Here is a 26,123-nt window from a genome sequence, read left to right on the forward strand (position 1 = left end):
GCACCGACCGACCCACCCGAGGCCCGGGACGGCGACCCCGCCCCGGGCCGTTCTTTCACCAGGAAGCGAGACCACCCATGCCCGCCACCACTCCGTCGGCCACCGAGTCCCTCACCGAGACCGCCCATGCCGTCCTGTCCCAGCTGCTGCCGCACCGGCGGACCATCGAGCCGGACCCGGAGAACGACACCACCCACGACTTCCCGCATCAGATACGCCAGATATCCCACCACCTGGAACGCCGGCAGCCGATCCTGTTCTCCCTGCCCGGCTTCCCCTGCAAGTCGCCCAACACCGCGAAGGTCATCAGCCACCTGCCCGACGAGGGCGAGCGGCTCGCCCTGCACTTCCTGCAGGACCTCTGCACCGGTATCGAGAAGATCTATTCGCCCGGCGCGCGGGTCCTCATCTGCTCGGACGGCCACATCTTCGGTGACGTCATCGGCGTTCCGGACGAGCACATCGACGCCTACGGCGACGCCCTGCGCACGATGATCCAGGAGGAGGGCCTCGACCACCTGGGCACCTTCGACCTGCGCGACGTGTACGGGCCCGACCTGGACTACGACGAGAAGCGCCGGATGACGGCCGACCGGTACGCGCCCACCGTGGAGCAGCTGCGCGCCGAGGTGAAGACCGACGAGTCCACCCTGCGGATGTACCGCGGCATCACCCGCTTCCTCGTCGAGGACACCCCGGACTGGACGGGCAGCAAGGCCGCCCTCCAGCGCCAGTCCCGGCAGCGGGCCTACCACGTCATCGCGCGCAGCCGGGCCTGGGCCAGCCTGATCGCGGACTACCACCAGGACACCGTCCGGCTGTCCATCCACCCGCAGAACCGGAACGAGGCCAAGTACGGCATCAAGTTCCTCGACACCACCAACCCCTGGACCACCCCCTGGCACGCCACCCTGCTGAAGCACCCCGACGGCTTCCAGCTGGTCCACCACACCCGGGCCGCCGAACTGGGCGAGCCCGTACGGGAGAACGGCCGGGTGACGCACTACCGGACCGACCTGCCGATGGCGCAGGCACAGGGGTAACGCGCCGCCCGCGAGGGCGGTGCCCGGAGAGGGGCGGGCCACTCGGCCCGCCCCTCTCCGGAATCCCCCCTGCCCCGGCGCTACTTGCGGGCGTACAGCCGCATCGTGACCGGGCCGAAGACCAGGACGAACAGGGCCGACCAGCCCAGCGTCCAGGCGATGTGCGCCGACGGCGCGCTGCCCTCCGTCAGGCCGCGCACCGCGCTGCACAGGTGCGTCAGCGGGCTGTTGTTGACGAACGCCTGGAGCCAGCCGGGCATGGTGCGCGGTTCGACGAAGACGTTGCTCAGGAAGGTCAGCGGGAAGATCACCGCCATGGACACGGCGATCACCGCCTTCTCCGTGCGGAGCAGCAGGCCGAACATCGTCCACAGCCAGGAGAAGCAGAAGCTGAAGAGGAGCAGCAGCGCCACTCCCCCGATCACCCCGCCGGCGCCGCCGTGCGGCCGGTAGCCCATCACCAGGCCGATCGCCAGCATCATCACCGAGGCCAGGACGTACCGCAGCATGTCGCCCAGCAGATAGCCCACCATGACGGAGGGGCGCCAGACGGGCAGGCTGCGGAAGCGGTCCAGGACGCCCTTGGCGATGTCGGTGTTGACGGCCATCCCGGTGTACATGGTGATCATCACGACGGACGTCACCATGATGCCGGGGAGCAGGTACTGGAGGTACGCGTCGGTCGAGCCGGCCAGCGCGCCGCCGAAGAGGTACGTGTACATCAGCACGAGCATCACGGGGAACGCCGTGACGTCGAAGAGCTGCTCGGGCACGTGTTTGATGCGGAGCACCGCGCGCCAGCCGAACGCCAGTGAAGTCGTCAACGCGTTGGGCCGGGGCGGGCGTTCGCCCGCGACGAGCGCTCCGATGAGCGCGTTGGTCGTCCTCGGTTCCTCCGCTCCCGCGCCGGATTCCGGCCCCGCGCCCGAATCCGACCCCGTCCCGGGGCCCGTCACCGTGGTCATACGCCCACCTTCCCCGTCACCCGGCCGGCGCCGGAGCCGTCGTCCGTCAACGCCAGGAACACCTCGTCCAGGCTGGGCTGGCCGAGGGAGAAGGACTCCACGCCGATGCCCGCCCGGGCCAGTTCGGCCAGGGCCCTGGACGCCTGTTCGGCCGCGGCCGCGCCACCGCCGCCCAGGCGGACGGTGAGGGCCACCGGGTCGTCCTCCCGCTGCGTCACGCCCGTGAGGCAGGCGTCCAGGACGCCGGCGGCCCGCTCCCGGCATCCGGCGTCCTCCAGGCGGACGTGCACCGAGCCGGCGCCGACCGACGCCTTGAGTTCCGCCTTCGTCCCCTCGGCGATCACGCGCCCGCGGTCGATCACCGCGATCCGCGCCGCCAGCCGGTCGGCCTCGTCCAGGTACTGGGTGGTCAGCAGCACGGTGGTGCCCTGCGCCACGACCGCGCGGACCATCTCCCAGACGTGGTTGCGGCTGCGGGGATCGAGCCCCGTGGTGGGCTCGTCCAGGAACAGCAGGTCCGGCCGGCTCACCAGGGACGCGGCGATGTCGAGCCGCCGCCGCATGCCGCCCGAGTAGCCCTTGACCTGCCGGCCGCCGGCCTCGCTCAGGCCGAAGCCCTCCAGCAGCGCCGTCGCCCGCTCCCGCGCGCCGCGGGCTCCGTAGCCGAGCAGCTTCCCCAGCAGCACGAGGTTCTCCGCGCCGGTCAGGTCGTCGTCGAGGGAGGCGAACTGGCCGGTCAGCGCGACCCGGGCGCGGACCCCCTCGGCGTCCTCCACCACATCCCGCCCGAACACCCGTACCCGGCCGCCGTCCGGCCGGAGCAGCGTCGCCAGGATTCTCACGAACGTGGTCTTGCCGGCCCCGTTGGGCCCCAGCACCCCGTAGACGTTCCCGGTGGGCACGACGAGGTCGACGCCGTCCACGGCCCGTACCCCGCCCCCGAACACCTTGACCAATCCCGCCACTTCGACCGCCGCACCGCTGCTCGGCGCCATCGCGGCCACCCCCCTTCCGTACGCGGAAACCGCCCGGCCCGCCCAAACTGCCCGTTGCCACCCGCCTAATCAAGTGTTCGGAACGCATCAACGAGCGGAGACGGAAGGGCGGTTCACCGGGAACCGGCATTGCCGGCACCCTACACCCGCGCCCTGTCAATATGTTGGCTGGAAATACATAGCACACCGACAACTCTCCTGAGTAGCCTGTCTACTTATGAGGCAGAACGCTGTACGGGGACATCTCGACGGGCTGCTGCTCGCCGTGCTGGAGACCGGCCCGCTCCACGGGTACGCGATCATCACGGCGGTCCAGCAGCGCAGCAACGGCATGCTGGAGCTCCGCACCGGCACCATCTACCCGGCGCTCAACCGCCTGGAGCGGCTGGGATTCCTGCGGAGCACCTGGGAGGCCGACGGCGAGCGGCGGAGGCGCCGTTACGAGCTGACGGACGCCGGCCGGCACACCCTGGCCGCCGAGCGCACCGCCTGGCGCGAGTTCACCACGGCGATCGGTGCGGTCCTCAACCCGGCCGCGCGCCCCGGACTGGCCTCATGACCCCCGGTGGCGTCCCCAGCGGCATCCCCGGCCCGGAAGCCTCCCGCGGCGACGTCCTCACCGCCGGCGACCCCGTCGAGGACCACCTCACCGCCCTCGGCGCGGCGCTGCACGGCCCGCCCGCCGCCAAGGCGCGCCTGCTGGAGGAGCTCCGCGGCGGCCTGCAGGACGCCGTGGCGGCCCATGTCCACACGGGCATGGACCGCGACCTGGCGGCGGAACGCGCCGTCCGCGACTGCGGCTCCGTGGACGAACTCCTCCCCGCCTGTCAGCACGAGCTGACCATCGCCCAGGTCCGGCAGACCGCCCGCGCCACCGCGGCGGCCACTCCCCTCCTTCTCGCCGCCTGGTACCTCCTCCACACCACCGCCCCCTCCGGCGCCTGGCACCTCACGCACACGGCGCACCTCCTGGCCACCCGGATCACCACCTTCACCGCCCTGGCCGCGTTCCTGGCCTTCGCGGTGATCGCCCTGACCGGCACCCTGGCCCGCTGGATACCGACCCCGTCCCGGCTCCCCCGGACGGTGGCCTGGACGAGCACGGCGGTCACCGCGTCCATGGCGCTGTGCACTCTGGTTCTCGCCTCCACCATGCCCCTCACCGACCACTGGCTTCTCACCACCCTGGCCACCCTCCTCACCGCCGCCTCCCACGCCGTCACCGCGGGCCCCGCCCGAGCCAGCCGCCTCTGCGCCCGGCTTCCGGTCCCGGCGCTGCGGCCCTGACGCGGCCGACGCGGGCGGCGGCCGGGAGCCGGTCGGACGGCGGGGTCCGCTCGGGCCGCCGTCCGGTACGACGGACGGGCTCGGGCGTAGGCCGGGGCCCGAGGGAGCGAGTCGCAACGGGCCGGCCGCCGCACTGGTGCCGTCGGCGTGGGCCGGTCGCACCACACCCATCGACGCCGGCGCCCGCAGGGGCTCGCGCTCCCGTCGCGCGGCGAAGGACGGGGCCTCCCGGGCACGGCGGTGAGTGCCGTTTCGCGGGCTCGAGCCGCGCCCGTTGGGGCTGGTGCACGGACCGTGGACCGACGCGGTCCACCGGCATGATGAGCTCCTTTCAGGAGGGCGCACCCGCCCAGGCGGTCAGCGCCCGGACCCGCTCGTGGCCGCGCGCGCCGCCGTCGGTGGTGCGGGTGGCCCACGCGACGTGGCCGTCGGGGCGTACGAGGACCTCGGTCACCCCGTCGAGGTCCGGGTGTGCGTCGTACGTGTCGACGGTGACGGCCGTGACCCGTGGGCCCCAGCCCGCGTCGACGGCCTCCCGGAGGGCCGGGTCCCCGGCCGGAGCGAGCAGGACGAAGCGGCCCTGGGCGAGCAGTTCGTACACTCGCGTCGCCTGTGAACCGGCGGCGGTCAGACCGACATCGGGCATACGCCGGCCCACCAACGGGTCGGCGTCCGGGGCCGCCGGCGGATAGCGGGTGCCGAGCCCGGAGATCTGCTCGGCGAGCAGGCGGTTGACCTGCGGCATGCCGAGCAGACGGTCCAGGAGCTTGCGCAGGGCCGCGGCCGGGCGCTGGTACCGCGCGGTCAGCGTCAGCTCGGCCAGCAGGGTCTGGACCTCGGTGTTCTCGGTCACCGACCGGCCGACCGGCCGGCGCTCCCCGTCGTAACCGTCCAGCAGCCCGGGCGGGGCCCAGCCGTTGACCGCGGCGGCCAGCTTCCACCCCAGGTTCATGGCGTCCTGGAGACCGGTGTTGAGCCCCTGCCCCGCCGCGGGGAAGTGGATGTGGGCGGCGTCACCCGCCAGCAGGACGCGTCCCGAACGGTAGCGTTCCGCGAGCCGGGTGGCGTTGCCGAAGCGCGACAGCCACCGGGGCTCGGCGACGCCGCAGTCGGAGCCGGTGATCCGGGTGAGCGACGTACGGAACTCCTCCAGGGTCACGGGCTCCCGGGACGGCACCCGTATCCGCTCCGGATCCAGGTAGACGAACCGGGTCAGCCCTCCCTCCAGCGGTGCGACGATCACGCCACGGGCCCGTGCCGCGTCGAGGGCACCGGGCAGCGGGTCGACGACCGTGAAGTCCCCGAGCACCCCGGTCAGGGTCTCGTCGGTGCCGGGGAAGCCGATCCCCGCGGCCTGCCGCACGACGCTGCGCCCGCCGTCGCACCCGACCGCGTACAGGCCGCGCACGGTCTCGGTGCCGCCGCCGGGGACGCGTGCCTCCACCTGGACCCCGTCGCCGTCCTGGCGCACTCCGAGGGTCTCGTGTCCCCGGCTGATCTCCACCCCCAGCTCGTGCGCCCGTTCCGCGAGGATCGCCTCGGTGCGCGCCTGGGCCAGGAAGAGGGTGTAGCCGTGCCGGGAGTCGAGGGTGGCGAAGTCCAGCCGGGTGTCCAGCCCCGCGAAGTGCCAGCCCGGCACGGTGCGGCCGAGCGGGAGGAACCGGTCGAGCAGCCCCCGCTGGTCCAGCAGTTCCACGCTGCGCGGGTGCAGGCTCAGCGCCCGCGAATCGCGCCGCGGTTCGGTGTGGCGTTCCAGGATCCGGGTCCGTACGCCCGCCAGCGCCAGCTCGCAGGCGAGCATCAGCCCGGTCGGGCCCGCCCCCACGACGATCACATCGGTGTTCATCGGAGATGTCCTCCCCTATTTAGTGAACGGCGTTCACGTGAACGCCGTTCACTATAGTGAGGCCCATGAGCTCCCCGTCAAGCCCGACCAGAGGCCGGCCCGCCCGACTCGACCGGGCCCGCACCGTCCGGACCGCCCTCGTCCTGCTGAACGACTCCGGTCTCGACGCGCTGACCATGCGCCGGCTCGCCGATGCGATGGACGTCCAGGCCGGTGCGCTGTACCGCTACTTCGCGACCAAACAGGACCTGCTCACCGCGATGGCCGAGCGCATGGTCGACAGAGTCTCCGACGCCACCGGGCCGACGGGGAACGGCGACTGGAGCGAGAGAGCGGCACGCCTCGCCCGCGCGCTGCGGACGGCCCTGCTCGCCCATCGCGACGGCGCGCGCGTCTTCGCCGGTACGCACTCGACCGGCCCGAACACCCTGGGCTTCGCCGACAGCCTCGTCGGCGTACTGCGTGAGGCGGGCTTCGGCGACGACGAAGCGGCGCGGGCGCTCTACGCGGTGACCAGCTTCACCGTCGGCCACACCCTGGAGGAACAGGCCGCCCTCCGGCCGGGAGACGGGGAGCCCGCCGACGCCGGCGTCCTCCACGAGGCGGTGACGGCAGGGACGTATCCGCACCTCGCCGCCACCCTGCCGGTGCTCACCAGTACGGACTTCACGGCACACTTCGAGTTCGGACTGCGGCTGCTCCTGGACGGACTGCGCGCCGTCCGGCGGTGAGCCCGGTGGCGGTGCCTCCCCCACCGCGGCCTCGATCCGGTAGTGGACCAGGCACTCGCCGAGCGGCATGCGAGAAGTGTCCCCGCGCGGGGGTGACGCGGTACCGTCCGGTCCGCGTCCTCGACCGGCGGCCACACGAAGCGCGGGCCCGGGGGCCGGCACCGCGCGCCGCACGGCCCGCCGGGGCACCGGTGGTTCGGGGAATCAGCACTGAATCGCCGCCCAGCGAGCACACGTCACACCATGACGACGCATACGAACACCACGGAGGCGGCCCGGACCGCGGGCCGGCCTCGGATCCTGATCGTCGGCGGGGGGTTCGCCGGTGTGGAGTGCGCCCGGCGGCTGGAGCGCCGGCTCAAGCCTCAGGAAGCGCTGATCACTCTGGTCACGCCCTTCGACTACCAGCTCTATCTGCCCCTGCTGCCCCAGGTGGCCTCCGGGGTCCTCACCCCGCAGTCGGTGGCGGTCTCGCTCCGCCGGGGGCTGCGCCGGACGCGGGTGCTGCCGGGCGGTGCCATCGGGGTGGACCCGGCGGCCAAGGTGTGCGTCGTGCGGAAGATCACCGACGAGGTGGTGAACGAGCCGTACGACGTCATCGTGCTGGCGCCGGGCAGCATCACCCGCACGTTCGACATCCCCGGCCTGACCGACCACGCCCGTGGCATGAAGACGCTGGCCGAGGCGGCGTACCTGCGGGACCACGTCATCGCCCAGCTCGACCTGGCCGACGCCGCCACCGACGCCGCCGAGCGCGAGGCGCGGCTGCGCTTCGTCGTGGTGGGCGGCGGGTACGCCGGGACGGAGACGGCGGCGTGCCTGCAGCGGATCACCACGGCGGCCTGCGAGCGCTACCCGCGGCTGGATCCGCGGGACATCCACTGGCACATCCTGGACGTGGCCCCGAAGTTGATGCCGGAGCTCGGCGACCGGCTGGGCGCCGAGGCGGCGCGCACGCTGCGGCGGCGCGGCATCGAGGTGTCGCTGGGCGTCTCGGTGGCGAAGGCCGGGGCGGACCGGGTGACGCTGACGGACGGCCGGGAGCTGCCGTGCCGGACCCTGATCTGGACGGCGGGGGTGGCCGCCAGCCCGCTGGTGGGCACGCTGGGCGCCGAGACCGTCAAGGGCCGGCTGGCCGTCACCGACCGGATGACGCTGCCGGGCTTCGACGGCGTCTTCGCCCTCGGTGACGCCGCGGCCGTGCCGGACCGCGCCAAGGGCGACGGCGCGGTGTGCCCGCCCACGGCCCAGCACGCCCAGCGCCAGGGGAAGGTGGTGGCCGACAACGTCGTGGCGTCGCTGCGCGGTGAGCCGCTGCGCCCGTACGTCCACAAGGACCTGGGCCTGGTGGTGGACCTCGGCGGCAAGGACGCCGTCTCCAAGCCGCTGGGCGTGCAGTTGACGGGCCTGCCGGCGCAGGCGGTGGCACGCGGCTACCACCTGCTCGCCCTGCGCACCAACGTCGCCAAGGTGCGGACGGCCACCAACTGGCTGCTGAACGCGGCGGCCGGCGACGACTACGTCCGCACGGGCTTCCAGAGCCGGCGGCCCGCCACCCTGCGGGACTTCGAGTACACGGATGCCTATCTGACGCCTGAGGAGATCCGGGCCCGTACGTCGTCGTCCGCCGTCACGGGGTGAGGAGGGACGGGCGGGGCGGATCGCCGCGGATCGCCACGGCCGGAGCCGGGAGCCGTCCGACAGGGGCCGCCGACCGGCCGGGGAGAAGTCCGACAGGCGTCCGACCGTCAGGCCGTGCCCGGCCGTACGCGGCTGACGCCGCCGCCCGCGTCCAGGCGGGGGATGCGCCGCTGGGCGGCGGCCGCGGCGGCGAGGTAGCGGAGGTCGGGCCGCAGGGCGTACTCGCGCAGGCACGCCTCGGTCAGCTTGATGACGTGCTCGTCGCCGTGTTCGGCCGCCCGGGCGGCCAGTTCGGCGGTCGGCGGCAGCTCCGGCACCTCCTCGCGCCACGCCGCCGTGCCCTCGCCGCGCCGGTCGGTGGTCAGCGCCAGCAGGAAGGCGGACTGCACCTGCCAGAGCCGGGCCGCCGTCGGCCCGTGCAGGGCGTGCGGGAGGTGCGGCAGCACGAGGCGGACGGCGGCCGGGGCGGTGACGCCGTGTACGAGCGGCACCGGGAACACCTCGGGGTGACCGAGGTAGACGTCGGCGAACTGGCAAGTCATCTCGCCGAGCAGGTGCGCCGCCTCCTCGGGGGCCAGCCACTCCAGCGCGTCCCCGTACGCCGGGAGCTCCCCGAGGGCCGCGAACCGGCCGGCGACGATCCCGGGGTCGAACGGGCGGTCCTCGGCCGTGCGCGGCAGGGCGGCGACGGCGGCGGGGACGGTGTACGTCCCGGCGAGGCGCGGGGTGCCGGGGAGTTCGGTGTAGCGGGCGGCCCAGTAGGCGAGCCCTCGGGCGAGTTCGCGGTGCTGGTACGGCGTCGGCCGATCGCCCGCGGCGGACAGGCCGCGCACGGCGTGGGCGGTGCGGATCAGGCCGTGGGTCAGGCCGGCGAACAGGCCGGGCAGCAGCCGGGGCCACCACCGGGCGAGGACGTCCCGCCAGTGCGCCTCGGCGAGTTCGCGGACGAAGAGGGCCTCCCAGTCGCCGGCCCGGCGGAAGTCGCCGAGCGCGGGGCGCCAGGAGCTCTCGTCCGCCGACAGGGGGAAGCGCTCGGACGGCGGCTCGTGATGGTCCATCACTCGCCGGTACCGGGCGACCCAGTGGGCCACTTCGTCCTCGTGGCCCAGGAGGGCGAGGGCCTCCGCCCCCATCGGGCCGTGATTGGCGAGGTCCACGCCCTTGCCTCGTTCGTAACCGAGGTCGTCGAGCCGTTCGAGGGCGTCGTTGACGGCGTCGTAATAGGTGACCGGCGACATGTGGGACACCAACCCTTCGGAGTTCCGAATAGTTTGTGAATCCGAACCGTTTACACTCGACAGTATGCAGCAAGCGGAAACTCCCCCACACCCGGCCCCCGCCGCCGCACCCGCGCCCGCGCCCCGCCACCCCGACGACACCCTCGTCGTCGGCCTCATCCCGCTCCTGGAGCCGTACTTCCGCGCCGGCGCGGTCCGCGACCTCATGCCGGCGGTACTGCGCGACGCCATGGAGACCCATGGGCTCACGGCCCGTCACGGCGCGGTCCTGCCGCAGCTGCTGGCCGCCGGGCCGCTGAGCGTCGGCGAGATCGCGCGGCGGCTGCACGTCTCGCTGCCCACGGCGAGCGAGCTCGTCGGCGGGCTGCACCGGGCGGGCGTCGTGGACCGCGCCGAGGACCCGGCCAACCGCCGCCGCGTCCTGGTCTCCCTCGCCGAGGCGTACCGGGCCCCGCTGGAAGCGTTCATGGTCCGGCGCGGCGGGCCGCTGCTGCGCGCGCTGGACACGCTCGGTCCGGCGGAGCGCGCCGGGTTCGTGGCCGGGCTCACCGCCTGGGTGCACGAGGTACAGAGCGGCTGAGGAGACGCCAGGAGGGTGGTCGCATCCGGGTCCAAACGCCGGCCCGGCCACCGAAATCCGGACATCCGCACGACCCGCCCCTTTTCGGACCGCTCCGGGCCGCTCTCCCCGCTGGTCACGCAGCGCACCAGGCGTTACGTCGTGTGTCGTTCGCCTGACGGACCGAAGTCGTTCACCGACCCCATGCCGATCGGCCTACCGTCACTGTCCGCAATCCGAACACAACTGACCGGAAATAGCCGCAGTTTTTGACTGAACCAGTCGACGTAGCCAAATCTCTGTCAAATGTTGTCAATGACGTCCGAGAGTGGCGGCGGCCTCTTACGCGGCAGGGATTTCCGGGACTTCCGGCTGCTGCTGTCCGGCGCCGCGGCGGGGCAGTTGGGCGCGCAGGTGACCCTGGTGGCCCTGCCGCTGGTCGCCGTGGTGGAGCTCGACGCCTCGCCGCTGCAGACCGGCATCCTGACCGCCGCCGAGACCGCCGCGTTCCTGCTGGTGGGCCTGCCGGCGGGGGCCTGGGTGGACCGGATGCGCCGGCTCCCGGTGCTGATCCGCGCCGACCTCGTCCGCGCCCTCGCCATGGCGGCACTGCCCCTGGCCGCCTGGGCCGGCGTCCTGACGATGACCCAGCTCTACGTGGTCGCCCTGATCACCGGCGTCGCCACGGTCTTCTTCGACATCGCGCACCAGAGCTACCTCCCGTCCCTCCTCCCCCGCGAGAAGCTGGTCGCGGGCAACGGCGCCCTGGAGACGGTCCGTTCCTCCGCCCAGATGGCGGGGCCGGGGGTGGGCGGCGTCCTGGTGCAGGTCGCCGGAGCGCCCTTCGCCCTGCTGGCGAACGCGGTCGGCTACCTCCTCTCCGCCCTCTGCCTGCGCGGCATCCGCACCCCCGAGCCCCCGCCCGCCCCCTCCAACGGCGAGCCGCTGCGCGCCCAGGTGCTGGAAGGGCTCGCCTTCGTCTTCCGCAACCCCGCCCTGCGCATGATCGCCTGCTCGACGGCGATCGCGAACTTCTTCGCCGCCATGCTGACGGCCGTGCAGACGGTGTTCCTGGTCCGGGTCCTGGACCTGCCGGCGAGCGCCGTCGGGCTGATGCTGTCGGCGGCGGCCGTCGGCGGACTGGGCGGAGCCCTCTGTGCGGACGTCCTCGGCCGGGCCGTCGGCAGAGCCCGCGTCATCTGGCTCGCCCCGCTCCTCACCGGGCCGTTCGCCCTGCTCTGGCCGCTGGCCGGGCGCGGCGCCGCCGCGGCCTGGTTCGCCGTCGGCGAGGCCGTGGTCTTCTTCGGCGCCGTGGTCTACAACGTCGCCCAGGTCAGCTTCCGCCAACTCCTCTGCCCCGACGCGCTGCTGGGCCGGATGAACGCCACCCTGCGCTTCCTCGTGTGGGGCACGATGCCCTTCGGCGCTCTGGTCGGCGGGGCCGTCGCCGGCGCGTACGGCGCCCGTGCCGCCGTCTGGCTGTGCGCCGCGGGCTTCCTGCTGGTGCCGCTGCCCCTGCTGCTCTCGCCCCTCCGCCGGCTGCGCGACCTGCCGGCCGTCCCCGTCGCGGGCTGAGCTCCTTACCCACGCTTCTCTGGTCCTTCGAACCGCCGCGCCGCTCCCGGCGCGCGGGAGGTCACCGTGCAGTCCCCCAGCATCACTTCCTCCTACCTCGACCGCTACCGCCGGCTCACCGGCTCCGAGGGCGCCGGCGCCCCGCTGCCCGTCACCGGCGCTCAGCGGAGGTTCCTCCTCGCCCGCCGGCTGGACCCGGCCGGGCGGCCCGCGCTCGTCCCCCTGTTCTTCGCCTTCCCCTCCGGGTCCGTGGACGTGGCGCGGCTGCGCGCCGCCGCCGGCCACCTGGCCGCGCTGCACCCGGCGCTGCGGGTGCGCCCGGAGGTGAGCCGGGGTGTGCCCGTGCAGCGGGTCGGCGCGCCCGAGGGATGGGTCCGCGAGGTCCCGGTGCCGCCCGGGGCGACGGCGGAGGAGGTGCTGCCGCGGGCCCTGGCCGACTGGCCGTCGGAGGGGCCGCCGCTGCGGTTCTTCCTCACGTCGGGATCGGGAGAGGGCGAGGACGTCCTGGCCCTCGTCCTCGACCACGCCGTCTGCGACGAGCAGTCGCTCGGCGGCATCACCGACGGCCTCACCCGCGCCTACGCCGAGGGGCTCGGCCCCGACGACGTCCCGGACGCACAGGCGACGGAAGGGGCGGCCGCCTACCGCGAGGCCGTGGAGCTCCAACTCGCCGCGGAGGAACGGGCGTCCGCGCCCGCCGCCCGCGCCTACTGGGCCCGCCGGCTGGCCGGTCTGCGCCCGCCGCCCCCGCTCCCGGAGCGCCCGGAGGCGGCCGGCACCGGGAGCACCCGGCTGCGGCTTCCGCTCCCGGCCGGCGACGGCCGGGCGGCGGCCTTCCCCGCCGCGCTCGACGCCTGCGCCCGTGCCGCCCGCATGCTGTACGGCGCGGAGCACGTCCCGGCGCTCGGCTACCCGTGGGGCGGCAGACCGGCCGCCGCCGAGCCGGTGCTGGGCTGCTTCCTCAACACAGTCGCCCACCCGGCCGACGCCGACGGCCCGGAGGAACGCACCGCCGCCTGGTGGGACGACCTGGACCACGCCGACGCGCCCTTCGACGAGGTGGTCCACGCGGCCCGCGGCGCCGGCGTGCCCTGGTCCGGGCGGTTCGACGGGCTGCTGACCTTCGAGGACCTCGCCCGCCGCCCACCGCTGCGGCTCGGCGGCGCCACCGGGCGCGAGACGCACCTCGACGACCGGCCGCTCCAGGCGCCGTTCGCGGTGTCCGTCTCGTACGGCGACGACCTGCTCGTCCGGATGGCGTGGCGGCGTTCGGACGTCGACGACGACCGGGCCGAGGACGCCTTCGCGGCGCTCGTCTCCGTCCTCGCCACCGCCTGACCCACCCGCTCCCCCACCACCGACTCCGGCGCCCCGGCCCACCGGCCGGCCGCCGCCCCGGCGCGCCCCCGTCCCACCCGACGGGACCGCGCCGGGACCTCCGGAAAACCCGCCTCATCCCCCACCCCTACGGAAAGGCAGAACGTGTTCCCGCTCTCCACCTCGCAGGAGATCGTGTGGCTGCACGAGCAGATGCTCCCCGGCAGCCGCGCCTACAACTTCACCGCCACCCTCGACCTGCGCGGTGACCTCGACGAGGACGCCCTGCGGGCCGGCCTCGCCGCCGTCCTGGACCGGCACCCCGGGCTCCGGCTCGAACTCGTGGAGACGTCCGGGGGCCTGCCCGGGCAGCGGATCCGCGAGAGCTGTCCGCCACGCCTGAGGACCGTCGACCTGAGCGCCGAGGACGATCCCGAGGCCGCGTTCGCCCGGCTGCTGCGCACCGAGGCGGAGACGCCGCTGGACGTGCACGAGGCGCCGCTGCTGCGCTGGACGCTGGCCCGGCTGGCCGACGGGCACCACCGGCTGGTCCACGTCGAGCACCACCTCGTCCACGACGGGCACTCGTTCGCGATCCTGCTCCGCGACCTGTTCACCGTCTACCGGGCGCACCTGACGGGCGAGCCCGTCGACCTGCCCGAGGCCCCCTCGTACGCCGAGCACATCGCGGCGGCCAGCGGGCCGGGCCGCGAGGAGCGGCGGGCGGCCGGGCTGGCGCACTGGCGGGGCGAGCTGGACGGCGCCACGTTCGACCTGCCGCTGCCGGGCCTCACCCGGCCGGGCGCCCGCCGCCGGCACGCGGGGGCGCAGCTGCGGCAGACCGTCGAGCCCGAACTGGCCGAGCGGCTGCGGGAGCACAGCCGCTCCCAGGGCCACACCCCGTTCTCCACCCTGCTGGCCCTCTTCGCGGAGCTGCTGCGGCGGTACGCCGGGCGGACGGACCTGGTGGTCGGCACGGCGGTCGGCAACCGGCCGGCGGGCTTCGAGGAGACCGTCGGCATGTTCGTGAACACGATCCCGCTGCGGCTGCGCCTGGACCCGGAGGCGGGCGCCGACGCCCTGGTCGACGACGTCACCGACGGGCTGATCCGGGCGCTGCCGCACCAGGACATGCCGGTGCAGGTGCTGACGCGGGAGCTGGGCCTGCACACCTCGGGGGCGGACAACCCGCTGTTCGACGTGATGTTCAGCGCGCACGACGCGGTGCTGCCGGAGACCGAGGTGCCGGGTCTCGACGTCTCGCTGTTCGAGGGCTTCAACACCGGGACGACCCGGTTCGACCTCGACCTGGTGCTGATCCCGGACGACCGGCGCATGGTCGGGCCGCGGTCGGGGGCCGGCGGGATGACGCTGGTGTGGGACTACGACCGGGACCTGTTCGACGAGGAGACCGCCCGGCTCCTCGCCGACCGCTTCCTGCGCCTGGTCCGCGCCTACCTGGACGCGCCGTCGGCACCGGCCGCCGCCCTCGACCCGGAGCCGGCGCCCGAGGCCGCGGCCGTCCCCGCGAACGACGCCGAGGACGTCCTGGACCCGCTCGCCCGGCACGGCGCCGGCCGCGTCGCCCTGCTGAGCGGCGCCCGCAAACTCACCTACGGCGAACTCCACAGCATGGCCGACGAGTTGGCGGGCCGGCTGACGGCCGCCGGGGTGCGGCGCGGACAGCCGGTGGCGGCGGTCCTGCCGCGCGGTGTGCACAGCGTGGTGACGCTCCTGGCCTGCCTGCGCACGGGCACGGTGTACTGCCCGCTCTCCCCCAACGACCCGGCGGACCGGCTGGAGACGCTGCTGCGCCGGCTGCGCCCCGCGCTGGTGCTGACCGACCGCGAGAGCGCCCTGTCGCTGCCCGCCGAGGGACTGCCGCTGGCCCTGCTGGACGGCCCGGACTTCCCGGCCGCCGAGCCGGCCGAGCCGCTGGCGGACGCGGCGTACGTCATCCACACCTCGGGCTCGACGGGCCTGCCGAAGGCCGTGGTGGTCGGCCGGGCCGCGCTGGCGCACCACGCGCGGGTGACGGCGGAGCGGTACGCGCTGTCGCCCGAGGACCGGGTGCTCGTCTTCGCGCAGCCGTCGTTCGACGTGGCGCTGGAGGAGGTGCTGCCGTCGCTGCTGGCAGGCAGCTGCCTGGTGCTGCCGCAGCGCGAGGTGCCGACGGCGGCGGAGCTGGTCGCCGTCCTCGCCTCGCGGCGGGTGACGGTGGCGAACCTGCCGACGAGCTATCTCCTCGCCACGCGCGCCAAGTTGACGGAGGCGCTGCGCGACGGCATGTGGGCGCCGCGGCTGCTGGTGGCCGGTGGCGAGCGGCTGCCGGCGGCGGCGCTGCGCGAGGTGCTGGACGCGACGGACGCGACGGTGCTCAACGCCTACGGGGTGACCGAGGCGACGATCACGTCCACCGTGCACGAGGTGGTCCGCGAGGGCTTCGACGAGGCGGCGGAGGTGCCGCTGGGCGCCGCGCTGCCGGGCGTCGGGGTGCACGTGCTGGGTGCGGGGCTGCGCCCGCTGCCGGCGGGGGCGGTCGGCCAGCTGGCCGTGTCCGGCGCCTGCCTGGCGGAGGGGTACCTGGGCAACAAGGAGGCGACGGAGTCCCGGTTCGTCCGCGTGCCCGCCCTCGGCGGCGAGCGCGTCTACCTGACCGGCGACCTGGGCTTCCTGGGCCGGGACGGGCTGGTGCGGTTCCTCGGCCGGCACGACAACCAGATCAAGCTGCGCGGCTACCGCATCGAGCTGGAGGAGATCGAGGCCGCGGCCTCGGCCGAGCTCGGTGGCCGGTCCTGCGCGGTGGTGCTGGGCCGTTCGGCGGCCGGCCCCTGCCTCGTCGGATTCCTCGACGGCGGCGCGGAGCCGGACCAGGTGGCCCTGCACCGGGCGCTGTCCGGGCGGCTGCCCGCCGCGCTGGTCCCGTCCCGCTGGATCCGGCTGGAGTCCATGCCGCTGCTGTCCGGCGGCAAGCCGGACCGGACGGCGCTGGCCCGGATCGCCGAGACCGCCGAGGAGACGGCCCCGGAGCAGCCGGAGACCGCGGCCGACCCGGCCGTCGAACTGCTCGCCGAGGGCTGGCGGGAGGTGCTGGGCCACGACCGGTTCACCCCGTCGTCCCACTTCTTCCAGGTCGGCGGCCACTCGCTGCTGGCGGCGCAGCTCGCCGCGTGGCTGGAGCCGCGGCTCGGCGGACGCCCGCCGCTGCGCGTGCTGTTCCAGAACCCCGTCCTGTCCGAGCAGGCGCACGCGGTGGCGGAGGCGGTCCGATGAGCACCTCCCCGTCGTCGGTCCTGGAGGCCGACCACCGCGAGATCGTCGACTCGTTCACCTCGTTCGTCCGCCGGGAGCTGGTGCCGCTGGCCGCCGAGCTGCCCGAGGGCGGCGACCTGCCCCCGGCCGACCTGCGGGCCTACGTCCGGCAGCGGTCGGCGAAGCTGGGCTTCTACGCCGCCGACCACGCGGAGGAACTGGGCGGCTCCGGCATGCCGTTCACCGCCGTCGTCCAGCTGCACCACGCGGCCGGGAGCAGCGGCTGCCCGCTGGCACCGTACGCGCTGGCCGGCTCGGACGGGCCCAGCCCGCTGCTGCGGCAGGGCACGCCCGAGCAGATCGAGCGGTACCTGATGCCGCTGGTGCGCGGCGAGGCGACCCGCTGCCTGGCGCTGACCGAGCCCAACGCCGGGTCCGACGCCTTCCGGCTGACCAGCACGGCCACCCGGCGGGACGACGGCGGCTGGGTGCTGTCCGGCCGCAAGACGTTCGTCAGCAACGCGGGGCACGCGGACTTCGCGATCGTCGTGGCCCAGGCGGAGGCGGGGCCCACGGCGTTCATCGTGGGGATGGACGACCCCCGGCTCCGCATCGGCCAGTGCTACGCCGGCATGTCCGGCGAGGAACTGTACGAACTGATCCTCGACGGTGTGGAGTTGCCGGCCGACGCGGTCGTCGGCGGCGAGCCGGGGATCGGCGCGGCGCTGGGCCACGGCATCGACAGCCTGTCCCGGGGCCGGCTGGTGGTGGCCGCGATGTGCAACGGCATCGCCGAGTACGCGCTGCGGCTCGGCGTCGAGTACGCCCGCGAGCGGCGGGCGTTCGGCGAGCGCATCGGCGCGTACCAGCACGTCCAGGAGCACCTGGTGACCAGCCGCGCCGAGGTCGAGGCGGCCAAGCTGCTGACGCTCGCCTGCGCCCGGCTGGTGGACGACGGGACCGAGGCCCCGGAGAACGCGGCACTGGCCAAGCTCACCGCCTCCGAGACGGCCGTCCGCGTGGTCGACCGCGCGCTGCGGGTGCACGGCGCCACGGGCTGGGTGCGCGGGCACCCGCTGGAGTTCCTGTACCGGTACGTCCGGATGATGACGATCATCGAGGGGACCTCGGAGATCCAGAAGGTGATCGTCGCCCGGGCCATGGGGCTGGGCTGACCGCCGCCCGCCCGTTCGCACTTCGCGTCACACTCTTCGTCTCGATCGAGGACATCATGACCACTGCATCTGTCGCGTACGGCGCCGAGCGCGCCGAGCGCGGGCCGGACGACGTCCTGGCCCGCTTCGCGGACCGGGTCCGGCGCGACCCGTCCGCCCCCGCCGTCGAGGACGGCGAACTGACCTGGACCTACGCCGAGTTGGACGCCTTGGCCGACCGCACCGCCGACGCGCTGCGCGACCGGGTGCGGCCGGGCGACCTGGTCGGCGTCTGCCTGGACCGCTCCGCCGCCCTCGTCGCGACGGCCGTCGCGCTGGCCCGGCTCGGCGCCGTCTACCTGCCGCTGGGGCCGCGCCCCGGCGAGCGCCGACTGGCCGCCGTCGCGGACGTGCTCCGGGTGACCTGCCTGGTCGGCACGGCCGACGCGCTGCCCGAGGCGGCTCGCGTCGGCGGCACGCTCCCGCTGCCGCTCCCGGCGGCCGGGGCCAACATCACCGGGGAGCCCGTCGCGGCGTTCCCCGAGACCCCCGCGGGGACCCGGCGCGGCGCGCCGGAGGGGACCCTGTACGCGGTCCTCACCTCCGGCACCACCGGCGTGCCGAAGGCCGTGGCGGTGAGCTCCGCGGCGCTGGCCGCCCGGCTGGACTGGTACACCGGGCGGACCGGCTGCGGGCCGGGCGACCGGCACAACCTGCTGGTCGGCGTGGCCTTCGACCCGCACCTGATGGAGCTGTGGGCAGGCCTGACGTCCGGGGCCGCGCTGAGCGTCGCGCCCGACGACGTCCGCTGGGACCCGCAGGCGCTCACCGACTGGTGGCGCCGCGCCGGGGTGACGGTGGCGATCCTCCCCACCCCGCTGGCCGAGCTCGTCCTGGAGCGCCCCTGGCCGCGCGACCTGCCGCTGCGCCACCTGAGCACCGGCGGCGACCGGCTGCGCCGCGTCCCGGGCCCGGACGTCACCGCGCGCGTGGACAACAACTACGGCCCGGCCGAGGCGACCGTCCTGGTGACGGCCCACGCCCTGAACGGCACCGACGCGTCCGCCCCGCCGCCCATCGGCACCCCGCTACCGGGCGTCGTCGCCTGCGTGACCGACGCCGACGGACGGCTGGTGCCGCACGGCGAGCCGGGCGAGCTGCGGATCGGCGGCGACGGCCTGGCGATCGGCTACCTGGACCCCGAACTGACCGCCCGGCGCTTCGTACCGCCGCCGGCCGGGGTGACGGGCACCGACCGGGTGTACCGCACCGGCGACCGGGTGCGGATGCGGCCGGACGGGGTGCTGGAGTTCCTGGGCCGGCTGGACGCCCAGCTGAAGGTGCGCGGGGTGCGCGTCGAACCGGCCGAGGTCGAGGCCGCGTTCGAGCGGGACCCGCGCGTGCTGCGCACGGTCGTCGCGGCGGACACCGCCGCCGGGGGCGGCGTCCGGCTCGTCGCGTTCGTCCGCCCGGCGCCCGGCGTGACCGCACCCACGGTGGACGAGCTGCTGGCCGCGGTGCGCGGCTGGCTGCCGGAACAGGCGGTGCCGTCGGCGGTCCGCCTCGTGGACGCCTTCCCGGTGGACGCGAACGGCAAGGTGGACCGCGAGGCGCTGCTCGCCGGACGCCGCGAAGAGGCCACGGCGCCGCGGGCCGGCCGGACCACCGAGACCACGGCCCCGCCCGCCGACCGGCCCGAGGGAGCCACGGCCGCTCAGGCGTCGTCCCTCACCGAGGACCTGGTCGTCGGCCTGTGCCGGGACCTGCTGGGCCGCCCGGACCTCGGCGCGGACGCCAACTTCCTCGGCTCCGGCGGCGATTCGCTGTCCGCCGCCCGCCTGCTGACGGCCCTGGAGGAGCACTGCGGCGTCCGGCTGCGGGCGCCGGAGGTACTCCGCCAGCCCGACCTGCGGGCACTGGCCGCGCTGCTGGACGCCCGGCGGGGGCCGGCGGCGGCGCCGGGTGCGGAACCGACGGCGGACCGTTCGACCGAGGACCTGGTCGTCGGCCTGTGCCGCGAGCTCCTGGGCCGCCCGGACCTCGAAGCGGACGCCAACTTCCTCGGATCCGGCGGCGATTCGCTGTCGGCGGCCCGGCTACTGACGGCCCTGGAGGAGCACTGCGGCGTCCGGCTGCGGGCGCCGGAGGTACTCCGCCAGCCCGACCTGCGGGCACTGGCCGCGCTGCTGGACGCGCGACGGGAGCCGGTGGCAGGGGCGGCTGACGGTACGGCCGTCGCCGCGGGCCCCCGGGCTGAAGCTGCGAGCCGCCCGGCCGAGTCCACGGACCGCCCGGCCAAGGCTGCGAGCCGTCCCGCGAAGGCGGCGTCCCGCCCCGGCGGCGTCCTGGGACGCGTGCTCACCCACGCCGCCGCCACGCCCGGCGCCCTCGCCGTGCGGGACGCCGACGACACCCTCACCTACGCCGAACTGACCGACGCCGCACGGCGTCTGGCGGGCGTGCTGCGCGCCCGGGGCGTCGGCCGGGGGGACGCGGTCGGCGTCCTGCTGCCGCACTCGACCGGCGTCGTCGTGGCCCAGCTCGCCGTCTGGTGGGCCGGCGGCCACTACGTGCCGCTGGACGCCGCCTACCCGCGCGCCCGGATCGCGGCCATGCTGGCGGACGCCGGGGTGGTCCTCACGGTGGGCGGCAAGGACCTGCTGGAGGCGGCCGGGGTGCCGGCCGCCCGCGCGCTGGCCGTGTCGGCGGCGGGCGGTACGGCGGACGAGGGCGCGCCGCTCGGTGAGCGGGAGCTGCCGGAGCCGTGCGCGTACGACGCGGAAGCCGTCGCGTACACGATGTTCACCTCCGGCTCGACGGGCCGGCCCAAGGCCGTCGCGATCCCGCACCGGGCCGTGGCCGAACTCGTCACCGAGCCGGAGTTCCTCACGGTCACCCCGCGCGACCGGGTCCTCTTCCACTCCCCGCTCGCCTTCGACGCCTCGCCGTTCGAGCTGTGGACGGCCCTGGCCAACGGCGCCGCCGCCGTGGTGTCCACCGCGGACCGGGAGTCGCTGGAGAACCTGGCCCGGGACGTGGAACGGCTCGGGGCCACGGTGGCCCTGTTCACCACGGCCCTCTTCCACCATCTCGCGGCCCGCGGCTCGGCGGTCTTCGGCGTGCTCCGCGGCGTGATCGTCGGCGGCGAGGCGCTGTCCGGCCGGCTCGCCCACGCCGTGCTGCGCCGCCACCCCTGGCTGGAGCTGGTCAACGGCTATGGGCCCACCGAGGCCACCAGCTTCGCCACCGCCCACCGGGTGCTCCCGGCGGACGGCGAGGAGCCGCCGCCCATCGGCCGGCCGATCGCCGGGGCGACGGCGCACGTCCGCGACGAGCACGGCGCGCCGGTGCCCGCCGGCGTCCGGGGCGAGCTGTGGATCGGCGGCTCCCGGCTGGCCCTGGGCTACCTGGGACAGCCGGAGCGCACCGCCGAGGCGTTCGCCGTCGACCCCGCCGATCCCGCGCACGGCCGGCTCTACCGGACCGGCGACCTGGTCTCGGCCCGCCCCGACGGCACGCTGGACTTCCACGGGCGGCTGGACGACCAGGTGAAGGTGCGCGGCTACCGCATCGAGCCGGGCGAGATCGAGCACGCGCTGCGCTCGCACGCCGGGGTCGCGGACGCGGCGGTGACGGTCCTGCGGCCGGACGCGTCCGACGGCGCGGGCAGCGTGGACGCGCGGCTCGCCGCCTTCGTCGTCCCGGCGGAGGGCGCGCGCCCGTCGCCGGCGGCGCTCCGCGAGCACCTGGCCGGGCTGCTGCCCGCGCACATGCTGCCCTCGGCCTGGTCGCTGACGGACCGGCTGCCGGTGACCGCCAACGGCAAGGTCGACCGCGCGGCGCTCGCCGGTCTGCCCCTGACCGCACCGGACACGGCGGACGTCCCATCCCGCGAACTGACGCCGCTCCAGCAGGCGGTGGCGGCGGCCTGGGCGCGTGCCCTGGACCGCGAGGTCACCGACCCGGACGCCGACTTCCTGGCGCTGGGCGGCCATTCGCTGCTCGCGCTGGGCATCGTGGACGACCTCCGCGAGGACCTGGGGGTCGAGCTGTCGCTCGCCGCGTTCTTCGCCGCTCCGACGGTGGCGGGCCAGGCCGAGCTGGTGGAACGGGAACTGGCCGCCGCCTTCGGCCAGGACGAGGACGAGACGGAGGCCGGCCGATGACCGCCGCACAGGACGTGGCGCGCCAGGAGGAGCTGCTCCGCAGGGCCCGCCGCCGCGCCGCGGGCGCCCGTACGGCCGCCGCCCCGGAGCGGGAGGACGCCGGCCCGGCCCCCCTCTCGCACGCCCAGCACCGCATGTGGCTGATGGAACGCCTGGGGCACACGGGCGCGCTGTACAACGTGCCGTTCGCCACCCGCGTCCGCGGCCCCTTCGACCGCGAGGCGTTCGGACAGGCGCTGAAGTGGCTGGTGCGCCGGCACGAGGTGCTGCGCACCCGCTACCGACAGGCCGACGGCGAGCCGTACCAGGAGGTGCTGCCGCCCGCGCCGGTGCCGGTGCCGGTGGTGGAGGCCACCGCCGACGCGGCCGGTCCGCTGCTGCGGGCGGAGGCGGAACGCCCCTTCGACCTCGCCGAGGGACCGGTCCTGCGGGCCCTGCTGCTCCGGCACGCGCCGGACGACCACACCGTTCTCCTGACGATGCATCATATCGCCGTCGACGGCGGTGGGTTGGAGATCGTCGCGCGGGAGCTCAGCGACCGGTACCGGGCGGTCGTGGAGGGCCGCCCGGACGGTCCTGAGGACCCGGCGCCGCGCTACACCGACTTCGCCCGGCGCGAGCGGTCGGCGCCGGAGGACGAGGAGGGCACCGCCTACTGGACCCGGCGGCTCGCGGGGGCACGCCCGCCCGCGCTGCCGGGTCCGGCGGACGGCGGCTCGCGCGGCTCGCGCGGCGAGGGCCACCTCATCACCGCCCTCCTTCCCGCCGGCACCGTCGAGGGCCTGCGCGAGGCCGGCCGCGCGCACCGGGCCACGCTGTTCACGGTGGTCCTCGCGGCCGCCTTCGGCGCCCTGCTGGAGGCGACCGGCCGGGAGGACCTGGTCGTCGGCTGCGCGAGCGGTCACCGCGACCGGGCCGCCGACCGGGGCCTGGTCGGCCTCTGCGTCAACACCCTCCCCGTCCGCCCCGACCTCACCGGCACCGAGGACTTCGCCGGCCTGCTGGACCGGGTCCGCGACGAGCTGCTGCGGGCGCAGCGGTACCGGCACGTCCCGTTCGACGCGATCGTGCGGCGGCTGGACCCGTCCGCCCGCGACACGGACGGCGGCGCCCTGGTGGGTGTCACGGCGGACGTCGTGTCCGGTCCCGTCGGGCTGCGACTGCCGGACGCGGAGTGCGTCCCGGTCGACGTCCCGCTGGGCACGGCCAAGTTCGGCCTCGGCTTCTTCCTGGAGGAGGCGGCGGACGGGCGTCCGGCCCGGTGCCTGGTGCAGTACGACGCCGGGCGGCTGGACGGCGGGGCCGCGCGGGCCCTGCTGGACGGCTTCGCGGGCCTGCTGACGGGCGTAGCCGGGTCCGGGAACGCCGCGCTGCGGCGGCCGGCCGTCGCCCCCCCAGGCCGTGCCGGAGGACGCGCCGGCCCGGCCGGCCGAGCACCTCCCCGGCCCGACGCCCGAGGTCGAGGCGGTCTTCGCGGACCTGCTCGGCGAACGGCCGGGCCCCGACGGCGACTTCTTCCTCCTCGGCGGCCATTCGCTGCTCGCGGTACGGGTCGCCGAACGGCTGCGGGAGCGCTTCCGGGCGCCGCTCACCGGCCTCGACGTACTGGAGCACCGCACACCGCGGGCGCTCGCCGCGCTGCTCGACGAGCGGACGGCGCGGCGCGCGGCGGCCCGCCCGGCCGCCGGGGCCGGGGGCGGGCGGCGTACGTCCGCCCGGGCCGGTACGGTCCTGGTCACCGGCGGTACGGGCGGCGTGGGCGCGTTCGTCCTGCGCGAACTCGCCGCGCGCGGGCGCCCGGTGCGGGCGCTCGTCCGGCCCGAATCGGCGCACCTGGTGCCGGACGGTCCCGACGTCGAGATCGCCGAGGGCGACCTGACCGACCCGGACAGCCTGCGCGCCGCCGTGCGCGGCGTGGCCGCCGTCATCCACTCCGCCTGCACCTTCACCTCCCCCGAGGTGGACGTGGCCGCGATGCGGGCGCTCCTCGCGGGGCGGCGTCCCGGGCCGTTCGTCTTCGTCAGCAGCGTCGACGCCTACGGCTCGCCGTCGGTGGCCGAGGTCCCGGAGGGCGCGCCCTCCGAGGAGCCGGTGAGCGCGTACGGGCGCGGCAAGCTCGACTGCGAACGCCTGCTGCTGGAGGCGGCCGGCGGTGAGGCCAGTGTGGTCCGGGCGCCCATCGTCTGGGGCGATCACCCGCGGCTGCGCGACCAGTTGCGCTGGGGCGCGACCGGTGACCTCTACCAGGCGGCGCGGGCGGGCGACCCGGTCGTCCTGCCGGCCGCCGGGGCCGTCCCCGCTTCGGGTGATCCGTGGGCGGGGGCGCCGTGGATCCACGCGGCCGCGCTGGCGCGGGTGCTGACGCACTGTGTGGAGCGGCCGGTGGACGGGGTCGTCAACGCGATCGGTGGGCATGTGGCGTGGGCCGAGTTCGCCGAGGAGCTCGTCCGTCTCCTGGGCACCTCGGGTCCCGTCGTTCCCGCGGACACGTCCGCTCCCGGGCTGCGTCATCGGCACCGGTATCGCGCGGAGGCCTTGGCGGAGTTGCTCGTGCCGCGGGCCGGAGAGGGCTGGCGGGAGGTGTTGGCCTCCATGGTGCGGGGCTGACGCAGAAGAAGCCGCGCTCCGCGCGGTTGTCCTCAAACGCCGGACGGGCTGAAGTGCGGCTCAGCCCGGATCCAGCCCGTCCGGCGTTTGAGGACGAGCGGCGAAGCCGCGAAAAAGGGGGTCTGGGGCGCAGCCCCAGGAAACGGAGAAAGGGCGGGACAGGGGCCCAACTCCCCGACCACGCACCGTAACCTCGAACACCCCCCTCGAAACCCCCACCGTAATCTCACTCACTTGTGTGAGGATACGACCACACTCCGCGTTGGTAAGTCTTCCCGAGGCACACCCATGCCGACAGCGCACTCCGCCATGCAACCCGGGAAGGCACGCACATGTCCGTAGCCGAAGAGAACCGCACCGAAGAGCAGGACCGTCCGCAGCAGAGCCTCGGAACGGCCGCGGCGCGGAATCTGGCGACGACCACCAAGTCCGAACCCCAGATGCAGGAGATCACCTCCCGGTGGCTCCTGAAGATGCTGCCGTGGAGCCACATCCAGGGCGGTACCTACCGGGTGAACCGGCGGCTCACGTACACGGTCGGCGACGGCCGGGTCACGTTCGTCAAGACGGGAGACCGCGTCGAGGTCATCCCGGCCGAACTCGGCGAGCTGGCGGCGCTGCACGGGTACGAGGACGCCGACGTGCTCACCGAGCTCGCCCGCCGTTGCGAGCAGCGCGAGTACGGGCCGGGCGACGTCCTGGCGACGAAGGGCGAGCCCGTCGACGGGGTCGTGCTGCTCGCGCACGGCCGGGTGGAGAAGATCGGCGAGGGTCCCTACGGGGACGACGCGGTGCTCGGCGTGCTCGCGGACGGCGACCACTTCGGCGGGGACACCCTGCTCGCCTCGGGCGCCACCTGGGAGTACACGACCCGCGCCGCGACGGCCTGTACGGTCCTGGTGCTGCCGAAGCTGGCCTTCGACCAGGCGGTGGAGCGCTCGGAGTCGCTGCGCGGGCATGTCGAGCGGATCCGCTCGCTGCCGGCCCAGCGGACCAACAAGTACGGCGAGAAGGAGATCGAACTCCGCGCCGGCCACCACGGCGAGGCCGACATCCCGGCGACGTTCGTCGACTACGAGGAGCGCCCGCGCGAGTACGAGCTGAGCGTGGCGCAGACGATCCTGCGCGTCCACACCCGCGTCGCCGACCTGTACAACCACCCGATGAACCAGATGGAGCAGCAGCTGCGGCTCACGGTCGAGGCGCTCAAGGAGCGCCAGGAGCACGAGCTGATCAACAACCGGGAGTTCGGGCTCCTCAACAACTGCGAGTACGACCAGCGGCTCCAGCCGCACGACGGCGTCCCCAGCCCGGACGACCTGGACGAACTGCTCAGCCGCCGCCGGGGTTCGAAGCTGTTCCTGGCGCACCCGCGGGCCATCGCGGCGATCGGGCGGGAGTTCAACAAGCGCGGGCTGGTGCCCGAGACGATCGACATGGGCGGCCACCGCATCCCGACCTGGCGCGGGGTGCCGATCTTCCCGTGCAACAAGATCCCGGTCACCGAGGCGCGGACGACCTCGATCATCTGCATGCGTACCGGCGAGGCCGAGCAGGGCGTGATCGGGCTGCGGCAGGCCGGCATCCCGGACGAGATCGAGCCGAGCCTGTCGGTGCGGTTCATGGGCATCAACGAGCAGGCGGTCATGTCGTACCTGGTGACGGCGTACTACTCGGCTGCCGTGCTGGTGCCGGACGCGCTCGGGGTGCTGGAGAACGTCGAGATCGGCCGGTGGCGCTGACCGAG

General features: G+C 75.0%; 17 protein-coding genes and 1 pseudogene. 14 read left to right on the plus strand and 4 right to left on the minus strand.

All coding sequences use genetic code 11. From position 1 onward, the window contains the following. The first annotated feature begins 77 nt into the window (after positions 1–77). On the plus strand, positions 78–1,043 hold the full coding sequence (locus tag K7I03_RS00885) for an L-tyrosine/L-tryptophan isonitrile synthase family protein (RefSeq protein WP_185945157.1): 966 nt from the start codon (positions 78–80) through the stop codon (positions 1,041–1,043). Between the two features lie 80 nt (positions 1,044–1,123). Here K7I03_RS00885 and K7I03_RS00890 read toward each other — a convergent pair whose 3' ends face one another. After that, complete coding sequence (locus tag K7I03_RS00890; RefSeq protein ID WP_185945158.1) at positions 1,124–2,008, minus strand: ABC transporter permease; 885 nt, start codon at positions 2,006–2,008, stop codon at positions 1,124–1,126. Beyond that, positions 2,005–3,003: an ATP-binding cassette domain-containing protein gene (locus tag K7I03_RS00895; protein WP_185945159.1), complete on the minus strand. Its 999-nt coding sequence runs from the start codon at positions 3,001–3,003 to the stop codon at positions 2,005–2,007. Before K7I03_RS00895 ends, K7I03_RS00890 begins: the two co-directional genes overlap by 4 nt. Before the next feature lie 217 nt (positions 3,004–3,220). Between K7I03_RS00895 and K7I03_RS00900 the strand changes: the two genes are divergently transcribed. Both K7I03_RS00900 and K7I03_RS00905 read left to right on the plus strand, forming a co-directional pair. After that, on the plus strand, positions 3,221–3,562 hold the full coding sequence (locus K7I03_RS00900) for a PadR family transcriptional regulator (RefSeq protein ID WP_185945160.1): 342 nt from the start codon (positions 3,221–3,223) through the stop codon (positions 3,560–3,562). Then, on the plus strand, positions 3,559–4,290 hold the full coding sequence (locus tag K7I03_RS00905) for a permease prefix domain 1-containing protein (protein WP_221903482.1): 732 nt from the start codon (positions 3,559–3,561) through the stop codon (positions 4,288–4,290). The genes K7I03_RS00900 and K7I03_RS00905 overlap by 4 nt, the downstream gene beginning before the upstream one ends. A 331-nt stretch (positions 4,291–4,621) precedes the next feature. Here K7I03_RS00905 and K7I03_RS00910 read toward each other — a convergent pair whose 3' ends face one another. After that, positions 4,622–6,136, minus strand: a complete 1,515-nt coding sequence (locus K7I03_RS00910) for a monooxygenase (RefSeq protein WP_185945161.1) — start codon at positions 6,134–6,136, stop codon at positions 4,622–4,624. Positions 6,137–6,201: 65 nt separating this feature from the next. On the opposite strand from K7I03_RS00910, the gene K7I03_RS00915 reads away from it, so the two are divergent. Beyond that, positions 6,202–6,867 (plus strand): TetR/AcrR family transcriptional regulator, encoded by a 666-nt coding sequence (locus K7I03_RS00915; RefSeq protein WP_185945162.1) that lies wholly within the window; start codon positions 6,202–6,204, stop codon positions 6,865–6,867. A gap of 243 nt (positions 6,868–7,110) precedes the next feature. Next, a complete protein-coding gene (locus K7I03_RS00920) occupies positions 7,111–8,508 on the plus strand; it encodes an NAD(P)/FAD-dependent oxidoreductase (RefSeq protein ID WP_185945163.1) in 1,398 nt (465 codons plus the stop codon). A 107-nt stretch (positions 8,509–8,615) separates the two neighbouring features. On the opposite strand, the gene K7I03_RS00925 is transcribed toward K7I03_RS00920, so the two are convergent. After that, positions 8,616–9,746, minus strand: coding sequence for a questin oxidase family protein (locus tag K7I03_RS00925; protein WP_185945179.1), 1,131 nt, complete (start codon positions 9,744–9,746; stop codon positions 8,616–8,618). Positions 9,747–9,810: 64 nt separating this feature from the next. On the opposite strand from K7I03_RS00925, the gene K7I03_RS00930 reads away from it, so the two are divergent. The 9 genes and pseudogenes from K7I03_RS00930 to K7I03_RS00970 all read left to right on the plus strand — a co-directional run bounded on the left by K7I03_RS00930 (position 9,811) and on the right by K7I03_RS00970 (position 26,118). Continuing rightward, complete coding sequence (locus K7I03_RS00930) at positions 9,811–10,326, plus strand: MarR family winged helix-turn-helix transcriptional regulator (protein WP_185945164.1); 516 nt, start codon at positions 9,811–9,813, stop codon at positions 10,324–10,326. A 294-nt stretch (positions 10,327–10,620) separates the two neighbouring features. Continuing rightward, a complete protein-coding gene (locus K7I03_RS00935; RefSeq protein ID WP_185945165.1) occupies positions 10,621–11,880 on the plus strand; it encodes an MFS transporter in 1,260 nt (419 codons plus the stop codon). A 66-nt stretch (positions 11,881–11,946) separates the two neighbouring features. Then, entirely contained in the window at positions 11,947–13,218 is a 1,272-nt protein-coding gene (locus K7I03_RS00940) for a condensation domain-containing protein (protein ID WP_185945166.1), read from the plus strand. 144 nt (positions 13,219–13,362) lie between these two features. After that, entirely contained in the window at positions 13,363–16,470 is a 3,108-nt protein-coding gene (locus tag K7I03_RS00945) for a non-ribosomal peptide synthetase (protein ID WP_185945167.1), read from the plus strand. Beyond that, a complete protein-coding gene (locus K7I03_RS00950) occupies positions 16,467–17,624 on the plus strand; it encodes an acyl-CoA dehydrogenase family protein (RefSeq protein WP_185945168.1) in 1,158 nt (385 codons plus the stop codon). Before K7I03_RS00945 ends, K7I03_RS00950 begins: the two co-directional genes overlap by 4 nt. A gap of 56 nt (positions 17,625–17,680) precedes the next feature. Then, positions 17,681–21,769: an amino acid adenylation domain-containing protein gene (locus tag K7I03_RS00955; protein ID WP_224346800.1), complete on the plus strand. Its 4,089-nt coding sequence runs from the start codon at positions 17,681–17,683 to the stop codon at positions 21,767–21,769. Positions 21,770–21,912: 143 nt separating this feature from the next. Beyond that, a pseudogene (locus tag K7I03_RS00960) lies at positions 21,913–22,797 on the plus strand (condensation domain-containing protein); the annotation flags it as partial. Between the two features lie 373 nt (positions 22,798–23,170). Next, on the plus strand, positions 23,171–24,376 hold the full coding sequence (locus K7I03_RS00965; protein ID WP_224346801.1) for an NAD-dependent epimerase/dehydratase family protein: 1,206 nt from the start codon (positions 23,171–23,173) through the stop codon (positions 24,374–24,376). A gap of 332 nt (positions 24,377–24,708) precedes the next feature. Next, positions 24,709–26,118 carry a family 2B encapsulin nanocompartment shell protein gene (locus K7I03_RS00970; protein ID WP_185945170.1) on the plus strand — a complete coding sequence of 470 codons (1,410 nt, stop codon included), beginning with the start codon at positions 24,709–24,711 and terminating at the stop codon, positions 26,116–26,118. Positions 26,119–26,123: the final 5 nt, after the last annotated feature.

The sequence above is a fragment of the Streptomyces mobaraensis genome, from assembly GCF_020099395.1.
Classification (GTDB): domain Bacteria; phylum Actinomycetota; class Actinomycetes; order Streptomycetales; family Streptomycetaceae; genus Streptomyces.